At 71.0% G+C, this 16,998-nt stretch carries 13 protein-coding genes; 5 read left to right on the top strand and 8 right to left on the bottom strand.

Features of this window, described 5'->3' with window-relative positions:
• Positions 1-38: 38 nt before the first annotated feature.
• The 3 genes from ACLF6P_RS26530 to ACLF6P_RS26520 all read left to right on the top strand — a co-directional run bounded on the left by ACLF6P_RS26530 (position 39) and on the right by ACLF6P_RS26520 (position 2,394).
• A complete protein-coding gene (locus tag ACLF6P_RS26530; protein ID WP_415953590.1) occupies positions 39-950 on the top strand; it encodes a class I SAM-dependent methyltransferase in 912 nt (303 codons plus the stop codon).
• Between the two features lie 209 nt (positions 951-1,159).
• Positions 1,160-1,786 carry a ClpP family protease gene (locus ACLF6P_RS26525; protein WP_415953588.1) on the top strand — a complete coding sequence of 209 codons (627 nt, stop codon included), beginning with the start codon at positions 1,160-1,162 and terminating at the stop codon, positions 1,784-1,786.
• Positions 1,787-1,788: 2 nt separating this feature from the next.
• Positions 1,789-2,394 (top strand): ClpP family protease, encoded by a 606-nt coding sequence (locus ACLF6P_RS26520; protein ID WP_415953586.1) that lies wholly within the window; start codon positions 1,789-1,791, stop codon positions 2,392-2,394.
• Positions 2,395-2,448: 54 nt separating this feature from the next.
• Here the strand turns inward: ACLF6P_RS26520 and ACLF6P_RS26515 are convergent, their stop codons facing one another.
• The 7 genes from ACLF6P_RS26515 to ACLF6P_RS26485 all read right to left on the bottom strand — a co-directional run bounded on the left by ACLF6P_RS26515 (position 2,449) and on the right by ACLF6P_RS26485 (position 12,156).
• Positions 2,449-2,922 (bottom strand): helix-turn-helix domain-containing protein, encoded by a 474-nt coding sequence (locus ACLF6P_RS26515; RefSeq protein WP_415953584.1) that lies wholly within the window; start codon positions 2,920-2,922, stop codon positions 2,449-2,451.
• Positions 2,923-3,123: 201 nt separating this feature from the next.
• Positions 3,124-3,957 carry an aldo/keto reductase gene (locus ACLF6P_RS26510; RefSeq protein WP_415953583.1) on the bottom strand — a complete coding sequence of 278 codons (834 nt, stop codon included), beginning with the start codon at positions 3,955-3,957 and terminating at the stop codon, positions 3,124-3,126.
• Positions 3,958-4,198: 241 nt separating this feature from the next.
• Positions 4,199-4,972 carry an ABC transporter ATP-binding protein gene (locus ACLF6P_RS26505; protein WP_415953581.1) on the bottom strand — a complete coding sequence of 258 codons (774 nt, stop codon included), beginning with the start codon at positions 4,970-4,972 and terminating at the stop codon, positions 4,199-4,201.
• Positions 4,969-7,785 (bottom strand): ABC transporter permease subunit, encoded by a 2,817-nt coding sequence (locus tag ACLF6P_RS26500; protein WP_415953579.1) that lies wholly within the window; start codon positions 7,783-7,785, stop codon positions 4,969-4,971. The genes ACLF6P_RS26505 and ACLF6P_RS26500 overlap by 4 nt, the downstream gene beginning before the upstream one ends.
• An 11-nt stretch (positions 7,786-7,796) precedes the next feature.
• Positions 7,797-9,059 (bottom strand): ABC transporter substrate-binding protein, encoded by a 1,263-nt coding sequence (locus tag ACLF6P_RS26495; protein ID WP_415953577.1) that lies wholly within the window; start codon positions 9,057-9,059, stop codon positions 7,797-7,799.
• Between the two features lie 164 nt (positions 9,060-9,223).
• Complete coding sequence (locus ACLF6P_RS26490) at positions 9,224-11,050, bottom strand: AMP-dependent synthetase/ligase (protein ID WP_415953576.1); 1,827 nt, start codon at positions 11,048-11,050, stop codon at positions 9,224-9,226.
• A 221-nt stretch (positions 11,051-11,271) separates the two neighbouring features.
• Entirely contained in the window at positions 11,272-12,156 is an 885-nt protein-coding gene (locus ACLF6P_RS26485; protein ID WP_415953574.1) for a LysR substrate-binding domain-containing protein, read from the bottom strand.
• A 214-nt stretch (positions 12,157-12,370) separates the two neighbouring features.
• Between ACLF6P_RS26485 and ACLF6P_RS26480 the strand changes: the two genes are divergently transcribed.
• Positions 12,371-13,477 (top strand): bile acid:sodium symporter family protein, encoded by a 1,107-nt coding sequence (locus ACLF6P_RS26480; protein WP_415953572.1) that lies wholly within the window; start codon positions 12,371-12,373, stop codon positions 13,475-13,477.
• Here the strand turns inward: ACLF6P_RS26480 and ACLF6P_RS26475 are convergent.
• Positions 13,413-14,657 (bottom strand): DUF4185 domain-containing protein, encoded by a 1,245-nt coding sequence (locus ACLF6P_RS26475; RefSeq protein WP_415953571.1) that lies wholly within the window; start codon positions 14,655-14,657, stop codon positions 13,413-13,415. The genes ACLF6P_RS26480 and ACLF6P_RS26475 overlap by 65 nt on opposite strands.
• A 289-nt stretch (positions 14,658-14,946) precedes the next feature.
• Between ACLF6P_RS26475 and ACLF6P_RS26470 the strand changes: the two genes are divergently transcribed.
• Complete coding sequence (locus tag ACLF6P_RS26470) at positions 14,947-16,983, top strand: NAD(+) synthase (RefSeq protein ID WP_415953570.1); 2,037 nt, start codon at positions 14,947-14,949, stop codon at positions 16,981-16,983.
• Positions 16,984-16,998: the final 15 nt, after the last annotated feature.

Genomic DNA, 16,998 nt, shown 5'->3' with positions numbered 1-16,998 from the left:
GGGACCGGCAGACGGACCCGGAGCTTGCGGAGGCGGACATGACACATCACGGACACGGCACCCACGGCGGACACGACACGCACGACACCCACGGCCCCACCCACCACAGCAAGGACCACGACTGGTCCACCATGGCCGAGGCCCTCGAACAGCGTGCCTCCGTGTTCGCCCCGCAGTACACCCAGATCATCCAGGACCTGAGGACCGGCCTCCTCACCCAGGATCCCGCCCGCATCATCGACGCCGGATCCGGCCCGGGCATCCTCACCTGCCGCCTCGCCGAGGCCTTTCCGAAGGCCGAGACGTACGCGGTGGACGCCGCCCCCGCACTCCTGGAGCGGGCCCAGGAGCGGGCCAAGGCCAAGGGCCTCGACGCCCGGGTCCGCACCCACCTGGCCGAACTCCCCGAGGGGCTGGACGGCCTCCCCCCGGCCGACCTCGTCTGGCTCGGCCAGTCCCTGCACCACATGGGCGACCAGCAGGCCGCCCTCACCCGCCTCGCCGCCACCCTGGCCCCCGGCGGCACGCTCGTCCTGCTCGAAGGCGGCCTCTCCACCCGCTTCCTGCCCAGGGACTTCGGTTTCGGCCGCCCGGGCCTGGAGAACCGCATCGAGGTCGTCAGGGACAACTGGTTCAACGAGATGCGCGATTCCCTGCACGACGCCAAGCGCGAGACCGAGGACTGGCCCGCCCTCCTCGCCGCGGCCGGCCTGCGCCCCGCCACCACCCGCAGCTACCTCATCGACCTGCCCGCCCCGCCCACCGCCGAGGTCCGCGCGCACATCGCGGACACCTTCACCCGCAGCCGCGAGATGCTCGGCGAGCACCTGGACGCGGTGGACCTCGCGGCCCTCGACCGTCTCGTCGACCCCGAGGACGAACTGAGCGTCCACCACCGCGACGACATCTTCGTACTCGGCGCGCAGACCGCGCACTTCGCGCGGAAGTAGCCGGGCTCGCGCGGAAGTAGCCGGGCTCGTGCGGAAGTAGCCGGGCTCGTGCGTTAGCAGCCGGGCTCGCGCAGGAGCAGCCGGGCTCGCGGAGCAGGAGCCGGTGCTCTGCCCTGGGCAGATCTGCCCAGGGCCAAGATCTCTTACGGCGGCGCCCGAGTGCGCCGAAGGTGGAGTGACACGGCAGCCCACCACCGTAAGGAGGAGCGATGTTCCCGTACGCAGCCGACGGAGACACCCCGCCCAGCCGCTACGACGACCACCTCGCCGCCCAACTGCTCAGCCAGCGCATCGTGTTCCTCGGCACCCAGGTCGACGAGGTCTCGGCCAACCGGGTCTGTGCGCAGCTGCTGCTCCTGAGCGCCGAGGACTCCCGCACCGACATCAGCCTGTACATCAACAGCCCCGGCGGCTCCGTGCACGCCGGGCTCGCGATCTACGACACGATGCGGCTGATCCCCAACGACGTCTCGACGCTCGCCATGGGATTCGCCGCCAGCATGGGCCAGTTCCTGCTCTGCGTCGGCACCGCCGGCAAGCGCTACGCGCTGCCGAACGCGCGGATCATGATGCACCAGCCCTCCGCGGGTATCGGCGGGCAGACCTCCGACATCGCGATCCAGGCCGAGAATCTGGCGTATATGAAGCAGACCATGGAACGGCTCACGGCCGAGCACACCGGGCAGAGCGCCGAGACCATCGCCCGGGACGGCGACCGCGACCGCTGGTTCACGGCCGAACAGGCCAAGGAGTACGGGATGGTCGACCATGTGCTCGACTCCCTCGACGACGTACGGCCGAAGAGCACGAAGCCTCGTATGGGACTGGGAGTCTGAGCATGGGTCAGTACACGATTCCGAGCGTCATCGAACGCACCGCCCAGGGCGAGCGGGTCTCCGACATCTACAGTCGGCTGCTCTCCGAGCGGGTCATCTTCCTCGGCACGGAGATCGACGACGGCGTGGCGAACGTCGTCATCGCGCAGCTGCTCCATCTGGAGTCCTCGGCGCCCGAGCGGGAGATCGCCATCTACCTCAACTCGCCCGGTGGATCGTTCACTTCGCTCATGGCGATCTACGACACGATGTCGTACATCACCGCGCCGATCGCCACGTACTGCGTGGGTCAGGCCGCCTCCACCGCCGCCGTCCTGCTCGCGGGCGGCGACCCGGGCCGGCGCTTCGTCCTCGAACACGCCCGGGTGCTGCTCGGGCAGCCGGCCGCGGGCGGCTCGCAGGGCACGGTCTCCGATCTGGCCCTGCAGGCAAAGGAAATGGTGCGGATCCGCGAACAGGTCGAGGAGGTCCTCGCCCGGCACACCCCGCACGAGGTGAGCACCCTGCGGGCCGACATGGACCGCGACAAGGTGTTCACCGCCGAAGAGGCCGTCGCGTACGGGCTCGCGGACGAGGTCCTGAGCCGCCGGATGGTCTCGGCGGCCTGAACGGCCGATGCGGGGATGCGGGCATGCGGGAACGAGGGTGTGAGGGGGGCGAGGTCAGGCCGCGAGGCGGACCTCGCCCCGGGCCGGTGCGAAGACGTTCGTGGCGGAGCGCGCGGGCGCCGCGGAGGTGACGGCGGAGACGCTCGTGACCGTACGGGACGCGGCCGCCGAGGTGACTGCGGTGAGCTTGATGATCTCGCCCTGCACCCGGCCGAGCAGCTCGGCGAGGCTCAGGCCCAGAGCGCGGGCCGCGGCGGCGAGCACCTCGGAGGAGGCCTCCTTGCGGCCGCGCTCCACCTCGGAGAGATACGGCATCGAGATCCGCGCCTGTTCCGCCACGTCCTTCAACGTCCGCTCCTGCGCGAGGCGTTCACGGCGCAGTACGTCGCCGACCAGGTCGCGCCAGAGCGGCTCCCTGGGCGGGGCGGCCTGGGGGGCGGGCCGCCCCCCAGGCCGTTCCGTGGCCCGCGGTCCGGGCCTCAGCTGGATGACACGGGCGTTGTCCGGCGCGTTCTCGTGGCTGCTCACCTCTCCAGGCTAGGCGGGCGGGGCCCGGGTGGCGTGGCGGAGCGTTCTGCTGTCGGCAGAAGGGAACGCGGGACATGGGAAGGAATAGGGACGTATCGGGATGCTCGGGTACGTGGATGCGGGGTGATGCGCCGTGCGGACAACTCAGCCGCCGCCCCCCGCTGCTGCGGGGGACGGCGGCTGAACGGAGTGCCGAGGGAATCAGGCTCCGGTGAAGACGGCCGGATCCGGGCCCAGGCGCTTGCCCTCGTCGAGGGCGGCGAGTGCCGTGAGGTCCTCGTCGTCCAGCTCGAAGTCGAAGACGTCGATGTTCTCGGCGATACGCGAAGGCGTGACGGACTTCGGGATCACGATGTTGCCGAGCTGCAGGTGCCAGCGCAGCACGATCTGCGCGGGGGTGCGGCCGTGCTTCTGCGCGACCGCGACGATCGTCGGGACCTCCAGGAGACCCTTGCCGGAGCCGAGCGGCGACCAGGCCTCGGTGGCGATGCCGTGCTTGGCGTGCAGGGCGCGCAGCTCGGACTGCTGGAGCTGCGGGTGCAGCTCGATCTGGTTGAGCGCCGGGACGACGGAGGTCTCGTCCAGGAGGCGTTCCAGGGTCTCGGCCGTGAAGTTCGAGACGCCGATGGCCTTGGCGCGGCCGGAGGCGTGGATCTGCTCGAAGGCCTTGTACGTCTCCACGTACAGGTCCTTGGCGGGGACCGGCCAGTGGATCAGGTACAGGTCGACATAGTCGAGGCCCAGCCTGTCCAGTGAGGCGTCGAAGGCCTTGAGGGTGGAGTCGTGGCCCTGCTCGGTGTTCCACAGCTTTGTGGTGACGAAGAGTTCATCGCGGGGGATGCCGGAGGTGGTGAGTGCCTTGCCGGTGCCCTGTTCGTTGCCGTAGATGGCGGCCGTGTCGATGCTGCGGTACCCGGCCTCCAGGGCGGTGCCGACTGCCCTGGTGGCCTCGTCGTCCGGCACCTGCCAGACGCCGAAGCCGAGCTGGGGCATCGGGGCGCCGGTGTTGAGGGTGAGGGTGGGGACCTTGCTCACGGGCTCTTGATCCTTACGTGGTGGGGTGGTACGTCCTTGCCCAACCGGGCTGGGGTGTGATCCATTCCCGCGGCCCGTGGATTTGATTCTCTCCCCGCCCAGCTCGTTCCCGAAACCGGGGGCCCCACCTCCCCGGAGACCCCCGAAACCGAGGGCTCCGCCCCGGAGACCCCTGCATCCGGGCACCGCTCGGATCGCCTCGAACACCGGCGGGGCCGCGGAGTCGGGGTGGCGGGGCAGTTCAGACTGCCGTGCCCAGGTAGGCCTCCCTCACCCTCGGGTCTGCGCGGACCTCCGGTGCCGGGCCCTCGGCCAGGACCGTGCCCAGGTCGAGGACGACCACGCGGGCGCAGAGTTCCATGACGAAGGCCACGTTGTGTTCGACGAGGAGGACCGCGCAGCCCTCCACCTGCGCCAGATGACGTATCACGGCGGCGAGTTGGCCGCGCTCCTCGGCCGTCATGCCCGAGGCCGGCTCGTCGAGGAGCAGGGCCCGCGGCGGGTCGGCGAGTGCGCGGGCGAGTTCGACCATGCGCGCGCGGCCCACCGGCAGGGCGCCCGCGTAGTCCCCGGCGAGCTGGTCGAGGCCGCAGGAGCGGAGGACGTCCGCGGCCCGTTCGCGGCGGGCCGCCTCCCGCGTGCGGCGGGTCGGTGAGGCCACGAGGTCGGCGGCGAGGCCGCCGCCACCGCCGCGCCATTCCTGGGCGACGAGCAGGTTGTCGGCCACGGTGAGCTGTCCGAACAGCTGCTGGCGCTGGAAGGTGCGGCGCATTCCGTGCCGTGCCCGCCAGACGGGGGAGCGGCGGGTGATGTCGGTGCCGTCGAGCAGCACCCGGCCCTCGTCCGGCCGGCGGATTCCGGAGACCACGTCGAACAGGGTGGTCTTGCCCGCGCCGTTCGGCCCGATGAGGCCGCAGACCTCGCCGGGCGCGATCCCGAGCGAGACGTCGGCGAGCGCTGTGATCCCGCCGAACCGCACGCCGATGCCGGATGCCTCCAGCAGGTACTCCGTCACGGCCTGACCACCTCCGTCGAATCCCCGGACCCGCCCGGCTCGCCCCCGGGATCCCGGCCACCGGCCGCGGCCCCCGGACCTCCGGAGCCTTCCGGGCCGGTTCCGGGACCAGGCTCCCCGACCGCCGCCCCCGGCCCCCCGGGGCCTTCACGTTCCGCGATCCCCAGGTACGCCTCCGCGAGCCGTTCCGCCCGGACCTGGGAGCGTGGGCCGCACCAGGTCACCCTGCCCTGGGAGAGGTAGGCCACCGTGTCGGCGACGCCCAGGATCTCCGCGGCCTTCTCCTCCACCAGGAGCAGCGCCGTTCCCGCGTCGCGCAGTTCGGTGAGGAGCTGGAAGACCTCGTCGACCACCCGGGGCGCCAGGCCGAGGGAGGGCTCGTCGGCGATGAGGACCCTCGGCGGGGACTGCAGGAGCGGCGCGAGGGCGAGCATCTGCTGTTCGCCGCCCGACAGGGCCCCCGCCGGCACCCGGCGCCGTTCCGCGAGGCGCGGGAAGCGGGTGTAGACCGCTTCCCGGCCCGCCTTGTCCGGCAGGTGCAGCGCCAGGTTCTCCTCGATGGTGAGCGAGGGGAAGATGCCCCGGCCCTCGGGCGCCAGGACCACTCCGGCCCGCGCACGCCGTACGGCACCGTGCCGTGTCGCATCGCGCCCGGTCACGTACACCGTGCCGCCCTGCGCGGGCAGCAGCCCGGCGGCGACCTTGCACGTGGTCGACTTCCCGGCCCCGTTGGGGCCGAGCAGCGCGAGGATCTCGCCGGGGCGCACCGTGAGGTCGACGCCGGTGAGGACGGGCGCACCGTCGTATCCGGCGCGTACGCCCCGCAGTTGCAGCGCGCCGTCGTCCCCGGTCACGGCCGGGGACTCGACCGGGTGGCCGCCGGGCGACGCGGCGTCGGCGGACGCGGCTGCCCTGCGCCGGTGCCGGCGTACGGACACCGCCGCCGCGTACCCGTCCGGATCGTTGGCGAGCGCGAGGCCGGCCAGACCGAACAGGATGACCGGCAGATGCGTGGACTCGGTGACGTAGTCGCTGATCAGCGGCGGCATGACGGCGAAGACGAGCCCGGCCACGACCGCGAACTGCGCTCTGCGCACCCCGGCCGCGACCACCACCGCGAGCCAGATGAGACCGGTCATCGCGGTGAAGTCGGTGGCGGTGATCCGGGTCTGGTAGGAGGCGTACATGACGCCGCCGAAGCCCGCGAGCCCGGCGGACAGCGTGAACAGCATCAGCTTCGTACGCACGACGGAGACGCCGGAGGCCATCGCCGCAGCGGGCGCGGACCGCACCGCGAGCATCGCGCGCCCGGAGGGCGAGTGGCGCAGCGCGCTGACCGCGGCGATCGCCGCCACGACCAGGACCACCATGGCGACGCCCATCGCCCGGTCGTCCGTGAGGTCGACGGGCCCGAAGACGGGGCGGGGGATCTCCCAGCCGGTGTCGCCGTTGCGCAGCCAGCCCATCTGGAACAGCACCTGGTCCGCGAGGAAGGCCAGCGCGAGTGTGGCGAGCGCGAGGGAGCGTCCGCCGAGCCGCAGCGCGGGCAGCGCGACCAGTGCGCCGAGGGCGGCCGCCACGCAGGTGCCGACGAGGGCCGCCCCGATGAACGGCCAGCCGTGGCTCATCAGCAGCCCCGCCGTCAGGGCCGAGCCGGTGACGAAGGTGGCCTGGGCGAGCGAGACCATCGCGCCCAGGCCCGTGACCACGGTGAACGAGATGAACACGAGGGAGATCGCGAGGCCCTGGGCGAGGATCCCGCTCCAGAAGGGGGTGGTGACGGTGTAGAAGGCGAGCGCGAGGAGCACGGCGGCCGCCGCCCACGGCCCCCATCTGCGGATCCACGATTTGCCCGCCAGGTAGTCGATCGGCGGTGCGTCCGCCGCCGCGGTCCCCGCCGTCCGCTGCCGCCGGGTCAGGATCAGGAGCCCGGCGAAGAGGATCAGGAAGGGTACGGCGGTACGGAAGCCGGTGATGTCGTCCGCGAAGGAGGCGTAGCCCGCGACCAGGTTCTGCAGCACCCCGAGCCCGAGGCCGCCCGCGAAGGCGAGCGGGATGGACAGGAAGCGGCCGAGCACGGCGGCGGTCGCGGAGACGAAGAGGAAGAGGGTGAAATCGTGTGAGGACAGGCCGAGCAGCGGAACGGCGAGCACACCCGCGAGACCGGCCAGGCCCGAGGACAGCATCCAGGCGAGTGAGGAGAGCCGGTCGGCGCTGATGCCGCGCAGTTCCACGAGGGAACGGTTGTCCACCGAGGCGCGCAGTCTGAGTCCCAGCGGGGTGTGCCGCATCAGGATCCACAGGCCCACCGCGACCACCGCGGTCGTCACCCAGGTGATGAGCTGGTCGGAGTCGATGCCGACGCCGTCCATCGGCTGCCAGAAGATGGCGGGAGAGGGCCCCACCCCGGGCAGCCCGAACTGGTTCTCCGCGGGCTTCACCGAAGCGCCCGCCTCCTGCAGGAGGTCGACCACCCACAGGCCGAGCGCGGGCAGCGCGACGAGCAGACCGATCGTGGCGACGATCTGCGCCGTCTCGCCGACCCGGGCCAGCTTGCGGAACATCAGCCGGTCAAGACCCCAGCCGAGTGCGGGCGCGCAGACGAGGATGATGAGCAGCGCGGTCGGTATCGCCGGCCAGCCGAAGCCCGAGTGCAGTTCGTAGAAGCCGAGCGCGCACAGGTAGGCGGTGGCACCGTGGGCGAAGTTGAAGAGCCCGGAGGCCGAGTAGGACAGGACGAGCCCGGTCGCGAGCAGGGCGTACAGGGCACCCGAGACCAGACCGCTCAGCACGAAGCCAAGGAGGTCAGCCATGGACGGGGCCCCTACTGGAACGGGATCGGTTCGTAGCACTTGAACGGCGCCGACACCTCGTAGCTGCCGTCCTTCAGCTGCACGAGCGCCCCGCAGCCGAACGCCTCCTTCTGCCCCAGCGGTCCCGAACGGTCGCCGACGATGGTGCCGGTGTCCGCGTAGGCGGCGGCGGCCTTCTGGAAGGACTCCACGGTCAGGTCCTTGCCGGCCTTCTCGGCGATGGCGAGGAAGTAGTCGGCGGACATGTAGCCGGTCAGCATGTGCATGTTGAGCGGCACGTCCTTGCCCGCGGCCTTGCGGATGTCCTTCTTGAACTGCTCCATCTGCGCACTGCCCGATTCGAAGGGCTCGAAGGAGAGCAGCACATGGACACCGTCGAGGGCCTGCGCGGTCGTCTCCTTGGCGAGCAGACCCGGGTCGTAGTCCGTCGGGTCGGTCAGCACGCCCTTGTATCCGGCGCGCTTGAGTGCGGTGAACAGGCCGATGTTGTACGGGGTCTGCATCACGGAGACGACGACGTCGGGAGCCTTGCCGCCGTCGGCGCGCAGGATCTCCTTGGTGTAAGCGGACCAGTCGTTCGGCGTGGAGGTCGCGGGCACGGCGGCCTTCGCGTACGCCACCTCGAAACCGGCGGCCGCGAAGCCCTGCTTGTAGGTGCGTATACCGAAGGTGCCGGCGTCGTTGTCATTGGCGAGGATCGCCACCGACTTGCCTTCCGTACCGCCCAGGACGTGCCCCAGGCCTTCGGGCCAGGACTGGGTGATGGTGCCGCCCGGCATGGGCACGAGGCAGCCGTTGAAGCCGTAGATGTAGGAGTTGGTGCAGAACTGCGGGACCGTGCCCCAGCCGAAGGTGGGCACCTTGTTCTCCTGGAGGAAGTCGGCGCCGGAGAAGGTCACCGAGCTCATCGGCGAGACGGCGAAGACCTTGTCCTGCTGGACGAGCTTGCGGGCGGCGGCGAGGTTCCTGCCGGAGTCCTGACCGTCGTCCTCGGCGCCGATGTACTCGATCGTACGGCCGTTGATCCCGCCCTCTTCGTTGGCGCGGTCGTAGCGGGCCCTGGCGCCCAGGTCGGTGTCCTTCTTGCTGTAGCCGCTCGCGGTGGTCATGGAGACGATGCCGCCGACCTTGATGGAGTCGTCGGTCACTCCCCGTACCGTCGCCCCCTTGCCCGGACTCCCCGGGTCGTCGGTCGAGTGGGAAGCGGAATTGCACGCAGTGGCGAGCAGCAGCGCTGCAGACGCTGCTGCGATGGCGCGGAACGGTCGCAACACGGCCCTGTCCCTCCGTCGAAGTCACCGCATTCTGTGGGTGACCTGACGAACCGTCAATAACTGACGCATCGCCAATTGATGATCCGTCAAGAGTGGGCGGGTGCCGCAGCGCATGGACTGATCATGGGTTGTCGCGTGTGGTCAGCGCGGGGTGCGGGGGCGGCTCAGCCCTCGTAGAGCGCCTCGACCTCGGCGGCGTAGGCCTCCTCGATGGCCTTGCGCTTGAGCTTCAGGGACGGGGTGAGCAGGCCGTGCTCCTCGGAGAACTGGCGGGCCAGTATGCGGAACGTACGAATGGATTCGGCCTGCGACACCAGGGTGTTGGCGGCCACGACGGCCCGCCGCACCTCCGTCTCCAGGCTCGTGTCGTGCACGAGCTCCTCGGGTGCGAGCGCCGACCTGCCTCGCATGCTCAGCCAGTGGTCCACGGCCTCCGGGTCGAGGGTGACGAGGGCCGCTATGTAGGGCCGGTCGTTGCCGACCACGAGGCACTGTGCCACCAGCGGATGGTCGCGCACCCGCTCCTCCAGCTGCGCGGGCGAGACGGACTTGCCGCCTGAGGTCACCAGGATCTCCTTCTTGCGCCCGGTGATCGTCAGATAGCCGTCCTCGTCGAGCGCGCCGATGTCCCCCGTCGAAAGCCAGCCGTCCTGCAGGGCGGCGCCGGTGGCCCTGGGGTTGCCGAGGTAGCCCTGGAAGACATGGCCGCCGTGCAGCCAGATCTCACCGTCCTGCGCGATGTGGACCGTCGTGCCGGGCAGCGGCCGGCCGACCGTGCCGAAGCGGGTGCGCTCGGGCGGGTTCGCGGTCGCGGCGGCCGTGGACTCGGTGAGCCCGTAGCCCTCGAAGATGTGCACGCCCGCACCCGCGTAGAACAGGCCGAGCCTGCGGTCCATGCCGGAGCCGCCCGACATCGCGTGCCGCACCCGGCCGCCCATGGCCTCGCGGAGCTTGGCGTAGACGAGCCTGTCGAAGAGCGAGTGCTGCATCCGCAGTGCCGTCGAAGGGCCGGGGCCGAGCCCGAAGGCCTTGTGCTCCTGGGCCTCCGCGTACTTCACCGCACAGTCCACGGCTTTGTCGAACGGGCCTGCCTTTCCCTCCAGTTCGGCTCTGCGGCGCGAGGCGTGGAGGATCTTTTCGAAGATGTACGGCACGGCGAGGAAGAACGTCGGCCGGAAGGCCGCGAGATCCGGCAGCAGGGCCGCCGCGCTCAGCTCGGGCTGATGCCCGAACTTGACCCTCGCACGCACCGCGGCCACCTGCACCATCCGCCCGAAGACATGCGCGAGCGGCAGGAAGAGCAGCGTCGAGGGCTCGTCGCCGGGCTTGCTGTGGAAGACCGGCTCCCAGCGGCCCGCGATGGTGTCGCACTCGAACATGAAGTTGGCATGGGTGAGCACACAGCCCTTCGGCCGGCCCGTGGTGCCCGAGGTGTAGATCACGGTGGCGACCGAATCGGGTGTCACGGCCCGCCGGTGCCGGTGCACCACGTCGTCGTCGACGTGCTCCCCGGCCGCGGTGAGTTCGGCCACCGCGGCGGCGTCCAGCTGCCACAGGCGCTCCAGGGCGGGCAGCCGGTCGATCACCGAACCGATTGTCATCGCGTGGTCCTCGTGCTCCACGACACAGGACGAGACCTGCGCGTCGTGCAGCATCCAGAAGACCTGCTCGGCCGAGGACGTCGGATAGACCGGCACCACCTGCGCGCCGATGGTCCACAGCGCGAAGTCGAAGAGCGTCCACTCGTAGCGCGTACGGGACATGACGGCGACCTTGTCGCCGAACCGTACGCCCTGCGCGAGCAGCCCCTTGGCCAGCGCGAGGACCTCGGCGCAGAACTCGCCCGAGGTCACGTCCACCCACCGCCCGCCCACCTTGCGGCCGAGCGCGATGTGCAGCGGGTCCTTCCGGGCGTGCTCGAACACGGCGTCTGCCAGGCCGCCCACCGCGGGCGCCGAGGGCTCCAGGGGAGGTGAGGTGAACTCGCGCAAGTGGTTCTCCTTGTGGCGCTCCGTGGTGCGCCGCGAACGTACCCCAGACGAGGGCTTCGCGGGAGAGGGCGTTCCATCGCCGTCCACAGGGTGATACGCCCAGGTCAGCCCCCCTGAATGGGGTCACAAGGCGGGAGAACGGGGGCAGATTACTGACTCAGCGGTAAGTATCGGTGCCGTGATCTCCACCGAATGTGTACGGCACGGTCACCGCAACCCCCTCACCCGCGGCTGCGCAGCCGGTCCCCGCTCGCCAGGATCGCCGTGGCGAGCGCCCGCGCCGCCTCCTGTGTTCCGGCCCGGCGGTGGCGCCCCTCGAGGAGTACGAAGTCGACGGCGCCCAGTTCGGGCAGCCCCCCGCCCCGTACGCGTACCAGGCCGGGCGGCATCAGACCGCGCGCGTGCGCCATCACGCCGAGCCCCGCGCGGGCCGCCGCGAGCAGGCCGTTGAGGCTGCCGCTGGTGCAGGCGATGCGCCACGCGCGGCCCTGGCGCTCCAGGACGTCCAGGGCGCGGGCGCGGGTGATCCCCGGCGGGGGATAGAGGATCAGCGGCACCGGGCGGCCCTGCTCCAGGCGCAGCCCGGGTGCACCGATCCACGTCAGCTCGTCGCGCCAGACCATCTCGTCGCGCCAGACCATCTCGCCGTGCCGGTCGTCGGCCCGCCGCTTGGCGAGGACCAGGTCGAGCGCGCCGTCCGCGAGCTGTTGGTGCAGCGTGCCGGAGAGTTCGACCGTCAGCTCCAGATCCACCTCGGGATGCTCATGCCGGAAGGTCTCCAGGATCTCCGGCAGGCGCGTGAGCACGAAGTCCTCCGAGGCCCCGAAGCGCAGCCGTCCGCGCAGCCGCGTGCCCGCGAAGAACGCGCTCGCCCGCTCGTGCGCCTCCAGGATCGAGCGGGCGAAGCCGAGCATCGCCTCGCCGTCCTCCGTCAGCTCGACGCTGTGTGTGTCGCGCGTGAACAGCGCCCGCCCGGTCGCCGCCTCCAGGCGCCGCACATGCTGGCTGACCGTCGACTGGCGCAGCGTGAGGCGGCGCGCGGCCTGCGTGAAACTCAGGGTCTGCGCGACGGCGAGGAAGGTCCGCAGGTGCACCGGGTCGTACATGCGCCCAGCGTAGACGGTTATCGCGAACTGTGATGACAGTCAGTTCTGTATGCCGGATTCCCGATTTCGGTGATCGGGAGGACGATGGAAGAAGGCGCACCCCGTGCCCGGAGCGCCACAGGCATCACAAGCCGTGCCCGGAAATCCGGAAGCCGTGCCCGAAGATCCGCAAGGCCCGACCGACGAGCCGTCCGCACTCAGGAGTCTCCCGCAAGTGAAACGACCCGCCTGGCTGTCCCGCCCGCCGATCGATCCGTATATCCTGGCGCTCCTGGGCACCGTGGGCGTCGCCGCGCTGCTCCCCGCCCGTGGGACCGGCGCCGACATCGCCTCCGGGGGAGCGACGGCGGCCGTGGCGCTCCTGTTCTTTCTCTACGGGGCGCGGTTGTCCACGCATGAGGCGCTCGACGGGCTGCGCAACTGGCGGCTCCATCTGGCCGTCGTGGCCTGCACGTTCGTGCTGTTCCCGCTGCTCGGTCTGGCCGCCAAGGGCCTTGTGCCGTATGTCCTGACCCCGGCGCTCTACGGCGGTTTCCTGTTCCTGACCCTGGTGCCGTCGACCGTGCAGTCCTCGATCGCCTTCACCTCCATCGCACGCGGCAACGTGCCCGCCGCGATCTGCGCCGGCTCCTTCTCCTCGCTCATCGGCATCTTCCTGACGCCGGTGCTCGCGGCGGTGCTGATCGGCGGGCAGGCCGGGTTCTCCGCGGACTCCGTGGTGAAGATCGTGCTGCAGCTCCTGGTCCCGTTCCTCGCGGGGCAGCTGCTGCGGCGCTGGGTCGCGCCGTTCATCGCCCGGCACCGCAGACTGCTCGGCTATGTGGACCGCGGCGCGATCCTGCTCGTGGTCTACAGCGCGTTCAGCCTCGGCATGGTCGAGGGGATCTGGAGCCAGGTCACCCCGCTCAGGCTGCTCGCCCTGCTCGGCGCCGAGGCCGTACTGCTCGCGCTGATGCTGACCGTCACCTGGTTCGGCGCCAAGCGGCTCGGCTTCGGTCGCGCGGACCGGATCGCGATCCAGTTCGCCGGCTCCAAGAAGTCCCTGGCCGGCGGACTGCCCATGGCCAGCGTCCTCTTCGGGGCGCATGCCTCCCTCGCCGTGCTGCCGCTGATGCTCTTCCACCAGATGCAGCTGATGGTCTGCGCGGTGATCGCCAAACGGCGCTCGCGCGACCCGGAGGCGCAGGAACGCGAGCCGCAGGGGCGGGAACGCGAGCCGCAGGGGCGGGAAGGTGACGGCCGTGCGGGCCCCGGAGTCACTCCGGCTCCGCCAGGTGCAGCCTCACGAACCGCGGCCGGTACAGCGACACGTTCCGCGTGATGTGCGAGGCCGCCACCTGCGGGGTGGCGTCCAGCCAGTTCACGTCGTAGCTCAGCGCCAGCCCCTCGCCGCCCAGCTCCGGATGCACCTGCGGGTTGTACGCGGCCGTGTTCTGCGGCTCCGCCGCATCCGGTGGCAGCGGCGGCCGGAAGTCCCCGCCCGGGCCGTGCCAGGGGCCCTGCGGGGTGCAGGACCAGTACGAGGTGATGCTGCGCAGCCCCTCCGTCCCCGCGGCCATGGTGAACAGCACCCACGTGCCCTCGTGCCGCACGACCGTGAACGCACTGCCCACGCCCTTGCGCTCGCCGTCCCCGAGCACGGGCCTGGCCTCGGCCGCGGCCTCGCTCCAGCCCTCGCCGTCCCAGTACCGCCAGGCCTCGGGCTCGGCCAGCCGACCGCTGGGGGCCCGGGCGAGATAGGCCTGGGAGGCGGGGCGCCGGACCGCCTTGCCGTCGTTGCCCCCGTAGATGTACGTGAACCCGTCCAGGTGCACGGCCGTCGTGCCGTAGACGACGCGCTTCGCGGGATCCTGCACGGTGCTCTGGTCCGAGATCCGGACGATCCCCTCCAGGCGGAGGTCGGGCAGCGAGAGCGTCGCCACCTCTGTGGCGATCGGTGCCCCGTAGATCCACGGCGCCTCAGAGGCCGCCCGCGTCCACAGCACCACGCGCACGACCTGTGCGGACGAGCCCGGGGAACGCGGCTCCACCTGCGCCGCCACCGGCCAGCGCCACTGCTGCGGAGCCGGATCGGGGAACAGCGGGCTGGGCAGCGTCCGCTCCAGGCGGCCCCCGGGCCCCATCACGATCGCGCTGTTGCGGACGAAGGGGGACACGGGGTCTCGCCAGTCGTACCGCTGCCCCTGCAGGTTCGGCGGGCGGTGCACCTGGCCCAGATAGGTGTCCGAGAACAGCCACAGGATCTGCTCGTTGGGCAGCTGCACCGAATGGGTGCCGTCGCCGCCGGTCCAGTCGTCCGAGCGGGCGCCGTCGTTGCCGTAGCGGGCGAACTCGGCGGTGGTGTTCCCGTCCGGGGACCACGAGGTGACGGTGCGCGGCGTGCAGTTCGCGGTGGCGCGCCGGTACTCCTGCGGCCAGGCGAGGAGCAGCACGGCCGCGCAGGCCAGCGCGAGCACCATGACCAGCAGGGAACGCGTGCTCGGCTTTCCCGTGTCGGACATGGAAGGGGACGCTAGCTCCTGTCGCGGGCCGGGTCCATGGGAATTCGCACGCCTGCTTCAGCGGGGTGCCCCCGGATGGGGCCGCCGGGCGGGCCGGGGGAGGATGGAGACGGCTCGCCCGCGAGCCGCCGAGTGTCGGTGTCGCTACGAGCGAACCACCGAGTCACCGAACCACCGAGTCACCGAACCACCGAGCAACCGAGTCACCGAGCAACCGAGTCACCGAGCAACCGAGCCATCGAGTCGGTCGAGCCATCGAGTCGGTCGAGTCCGTCGAGGAAGGCGCGCCTTGAACTTCTGGTCCCTCTACAGCCAGGGCTTCGCACGTATCGCCGCGTGCACCGGCCATACGCACATCGCGGATCCGCATGCCAACGCCGCCGCAGTGCTGCGCCAGGCAGGGCAGTGCGACGAGGAGGGCGTGGCCGTCGCCGTCTTCCCCGAGCTGACCCTCACCGGCTACTCGATCGAGGACCTGCTCCTCCAGGACGTCGTCCTCGACCAGGTCGAGGACGCCCTCGCGGAGATCGTCGCCGGATCCGCCGGACTGCTGCCGCTGCTCGTGGTCGGCGCGCCGCTGCGGCACCGCCACCGCATCTACAACTGCGCGGTCCTGGTGCACCGCGGCCGCATCCTCGGCGTCGTACCGAAGTCGTATCCGCCGAACTACCGCGAGTTCTACGAGCGCCGGCAGCTCGCGGACGGCGATGACGAGCGCGGCGGCACGATCCGTATCGCGGACGAGGAGCTGCCGTTCGGCACCGATCTGCTCTTCGCCGCCTCCGACGTGCCCGGGCTCGTCGTGCACACGGAGATCTGCGAGGACATGTGGGTGCCGGTACCGCCCAGCGCCGAGGCCGCCCTGGCCGGGGCGAGCGTCCTGGTGAACCTCTCCGGCAGCCCGATCACCGTCGGCCGTGCGGAGGACCGCAAGCTGCTCTGCCGCTCGGCCTCCCAGCGCTACCTGGCCGCATACGTCTACTCGGCCGCCGGACCGGGGGAGTCCACCACCGATCTGGCCTGGGACGGCCAGACGATGATCTACGAGAACGGGGCACTGCTCGCCGAGACCGAGCGCTTCCCGGACGGCGACCGGCGTGCGGTCGCGGACGTCGACCTCGACCTCATCCGCCAGGAACGGCAGCGGATGGGCACCTTCGACGACAACCGGCGCGTGCACGAGGCCCGTACCGGGGACTTCCGCGAGATCAGCTTCCGGCTCGATCCGCCGGCCTCGGACCTGGGGCTCAAGCGGCGGCTGGAGCGCTACCCGTTCGTGCCCGCCGATGCCGAGCGGCTCGCGCAGGACTGCTACGAGGCGTACAACATCCAGGTCGCCGGTCTGCAGCAGCGCCTCGCCTCGATCGGCCAGCCGAAGATCGTGATCGGGGTCTCGGGCGGCCTCGACTCCACCCACGCCCTGATCGTGGCGGCCCGCGCCATGGACCGGGCCGGGCGGCCGCGCGCCGACATCCTCGGCTTCACGCTGCCTGGCTTCGCGACCGGCGACCACACCAAGGGCAACGCCCACCGGCTGATGAAGGCGCTCGGGGTGACGGCCGCGGAACTCGACATCACTCCGACGGCACGCCTGATGCTCTCCGAGATGGGCCACCCGTTCTCGGCGGGCGAGCCCGTCTACGACGTCACCTTCGAGAACGTCCAGGCCGGTCTGCGCACCGACTACCTCTTCCGGCTCGCGAACCAGCGCGGCGGCATCGTGCTCGGCACCGGAGACCTGTCCGAGCTGGCGCTCGGCTGGTGCACGTACGGGGTCGGCGACCAGATGAGCCATTACAACGTGAATTCCGGTGTGCCGAAGACCCTGATCCAGCATCTGATCCGCTGGGTGGTCAGCAGCGAACAGTTCGACGCGGAGACCTCCGCGACCCTGACGGCCGTCCTGGACACGGAGATCAGCCCGGAGCTGGTGCCGGGCGAGGAACTGCAGTCCACGGAGTCGAAGATCGGCCCGTACGCCCTGCACGACTTCACGCTCTTCCACGTGTTGCGCCACGGCTTCCGCCCCTCGAAGATCGCCTTCCTCGCCTGGCACGCCTGGCACGACGCGAAGGCGGGCGCCTGGCCGCCCGGCTTCCCGGAGTCCGACCACGTCGCCTACGGCCTCCCGGAGATCCGCCACTGGCTGGAGGTCTTCTGCAAGCGCTACTTCGCTTTCGCCCAGTTCAAGCGCTCGGCGATGCCGAACGGCCCGAAGGTCTCCCACGGCGGCTCGCTGTCCCCCAGGGGTGACTGGCGGGCCCCTTCGGACAGCACGGCCGCGGCCTGGCTGCGCGATCTGCGAAGGGTGGACGAGGCACTGTAGGGGGCGTCGGGCCCC

The sequence above is a fragment of the Streptomyces lothianensis genome, assembly GCF_047779955.1.
GTDB lineage: Bacteria > Actinomycetota > Actinomycetes > Streptomycetales > Streptomycetaceae > Streptomyces.
The sequence above is the reverse complement of the archived record's forward strand: the minus strand, read 5'-3'. Positions and strand labels throughout refer to the sequence as shown.

What these genes read in the sequence shown, in the direction of transcription:
- ACLF6P_RS26525 (WP_415953588.1), top strand. Translation starts at nt 1,160, where the DNA reads ATGTTCCCGTACGCAGCCGACGGAGACACCCCGCCCAGCCGCTACGAC.
- ACLF6P_RS26530 (WP_415953590.1), top strand. Translation starts at nt 39, where the DNA reads ATGACACATCACGGACACGGCACCCACGGCGGACACGACACGCACGAC.
- ACLF6P_RS26520 (WP_415953586.1), top strand. Translation starts at nt 1,789, where the DNA reads ATGGGTCAGTACACGATTCCGAGCGTCATCGAACGCACCGCCCAGGGC.
- ACLF6P_RS26475 (WP_415953571.1), bottom strand. Translation starts at nt 14,657, where the DNA reads ATGTCCGACACGGGAAAGCCGAGCACGCGTTCCCTGCTGGTCATGGTG.
- ACLF6P_RS26500 (WP_415953579.1), bottom strand. Translation starts at nt 7,785, where the DNA reads ATGGCTGACCTCCTTGGCTTCGTGCTGAGCGGTCTGGTCTCGGGTGCC.
- ACLF6P_RS26485 (WP_415953574.1), bottom strand. Translation starts at nt 12,156, where the DNA reads ATGTACGACCCGGTGCACCTGCGGACCTTCCTCGCCGTCGCGCAGACC.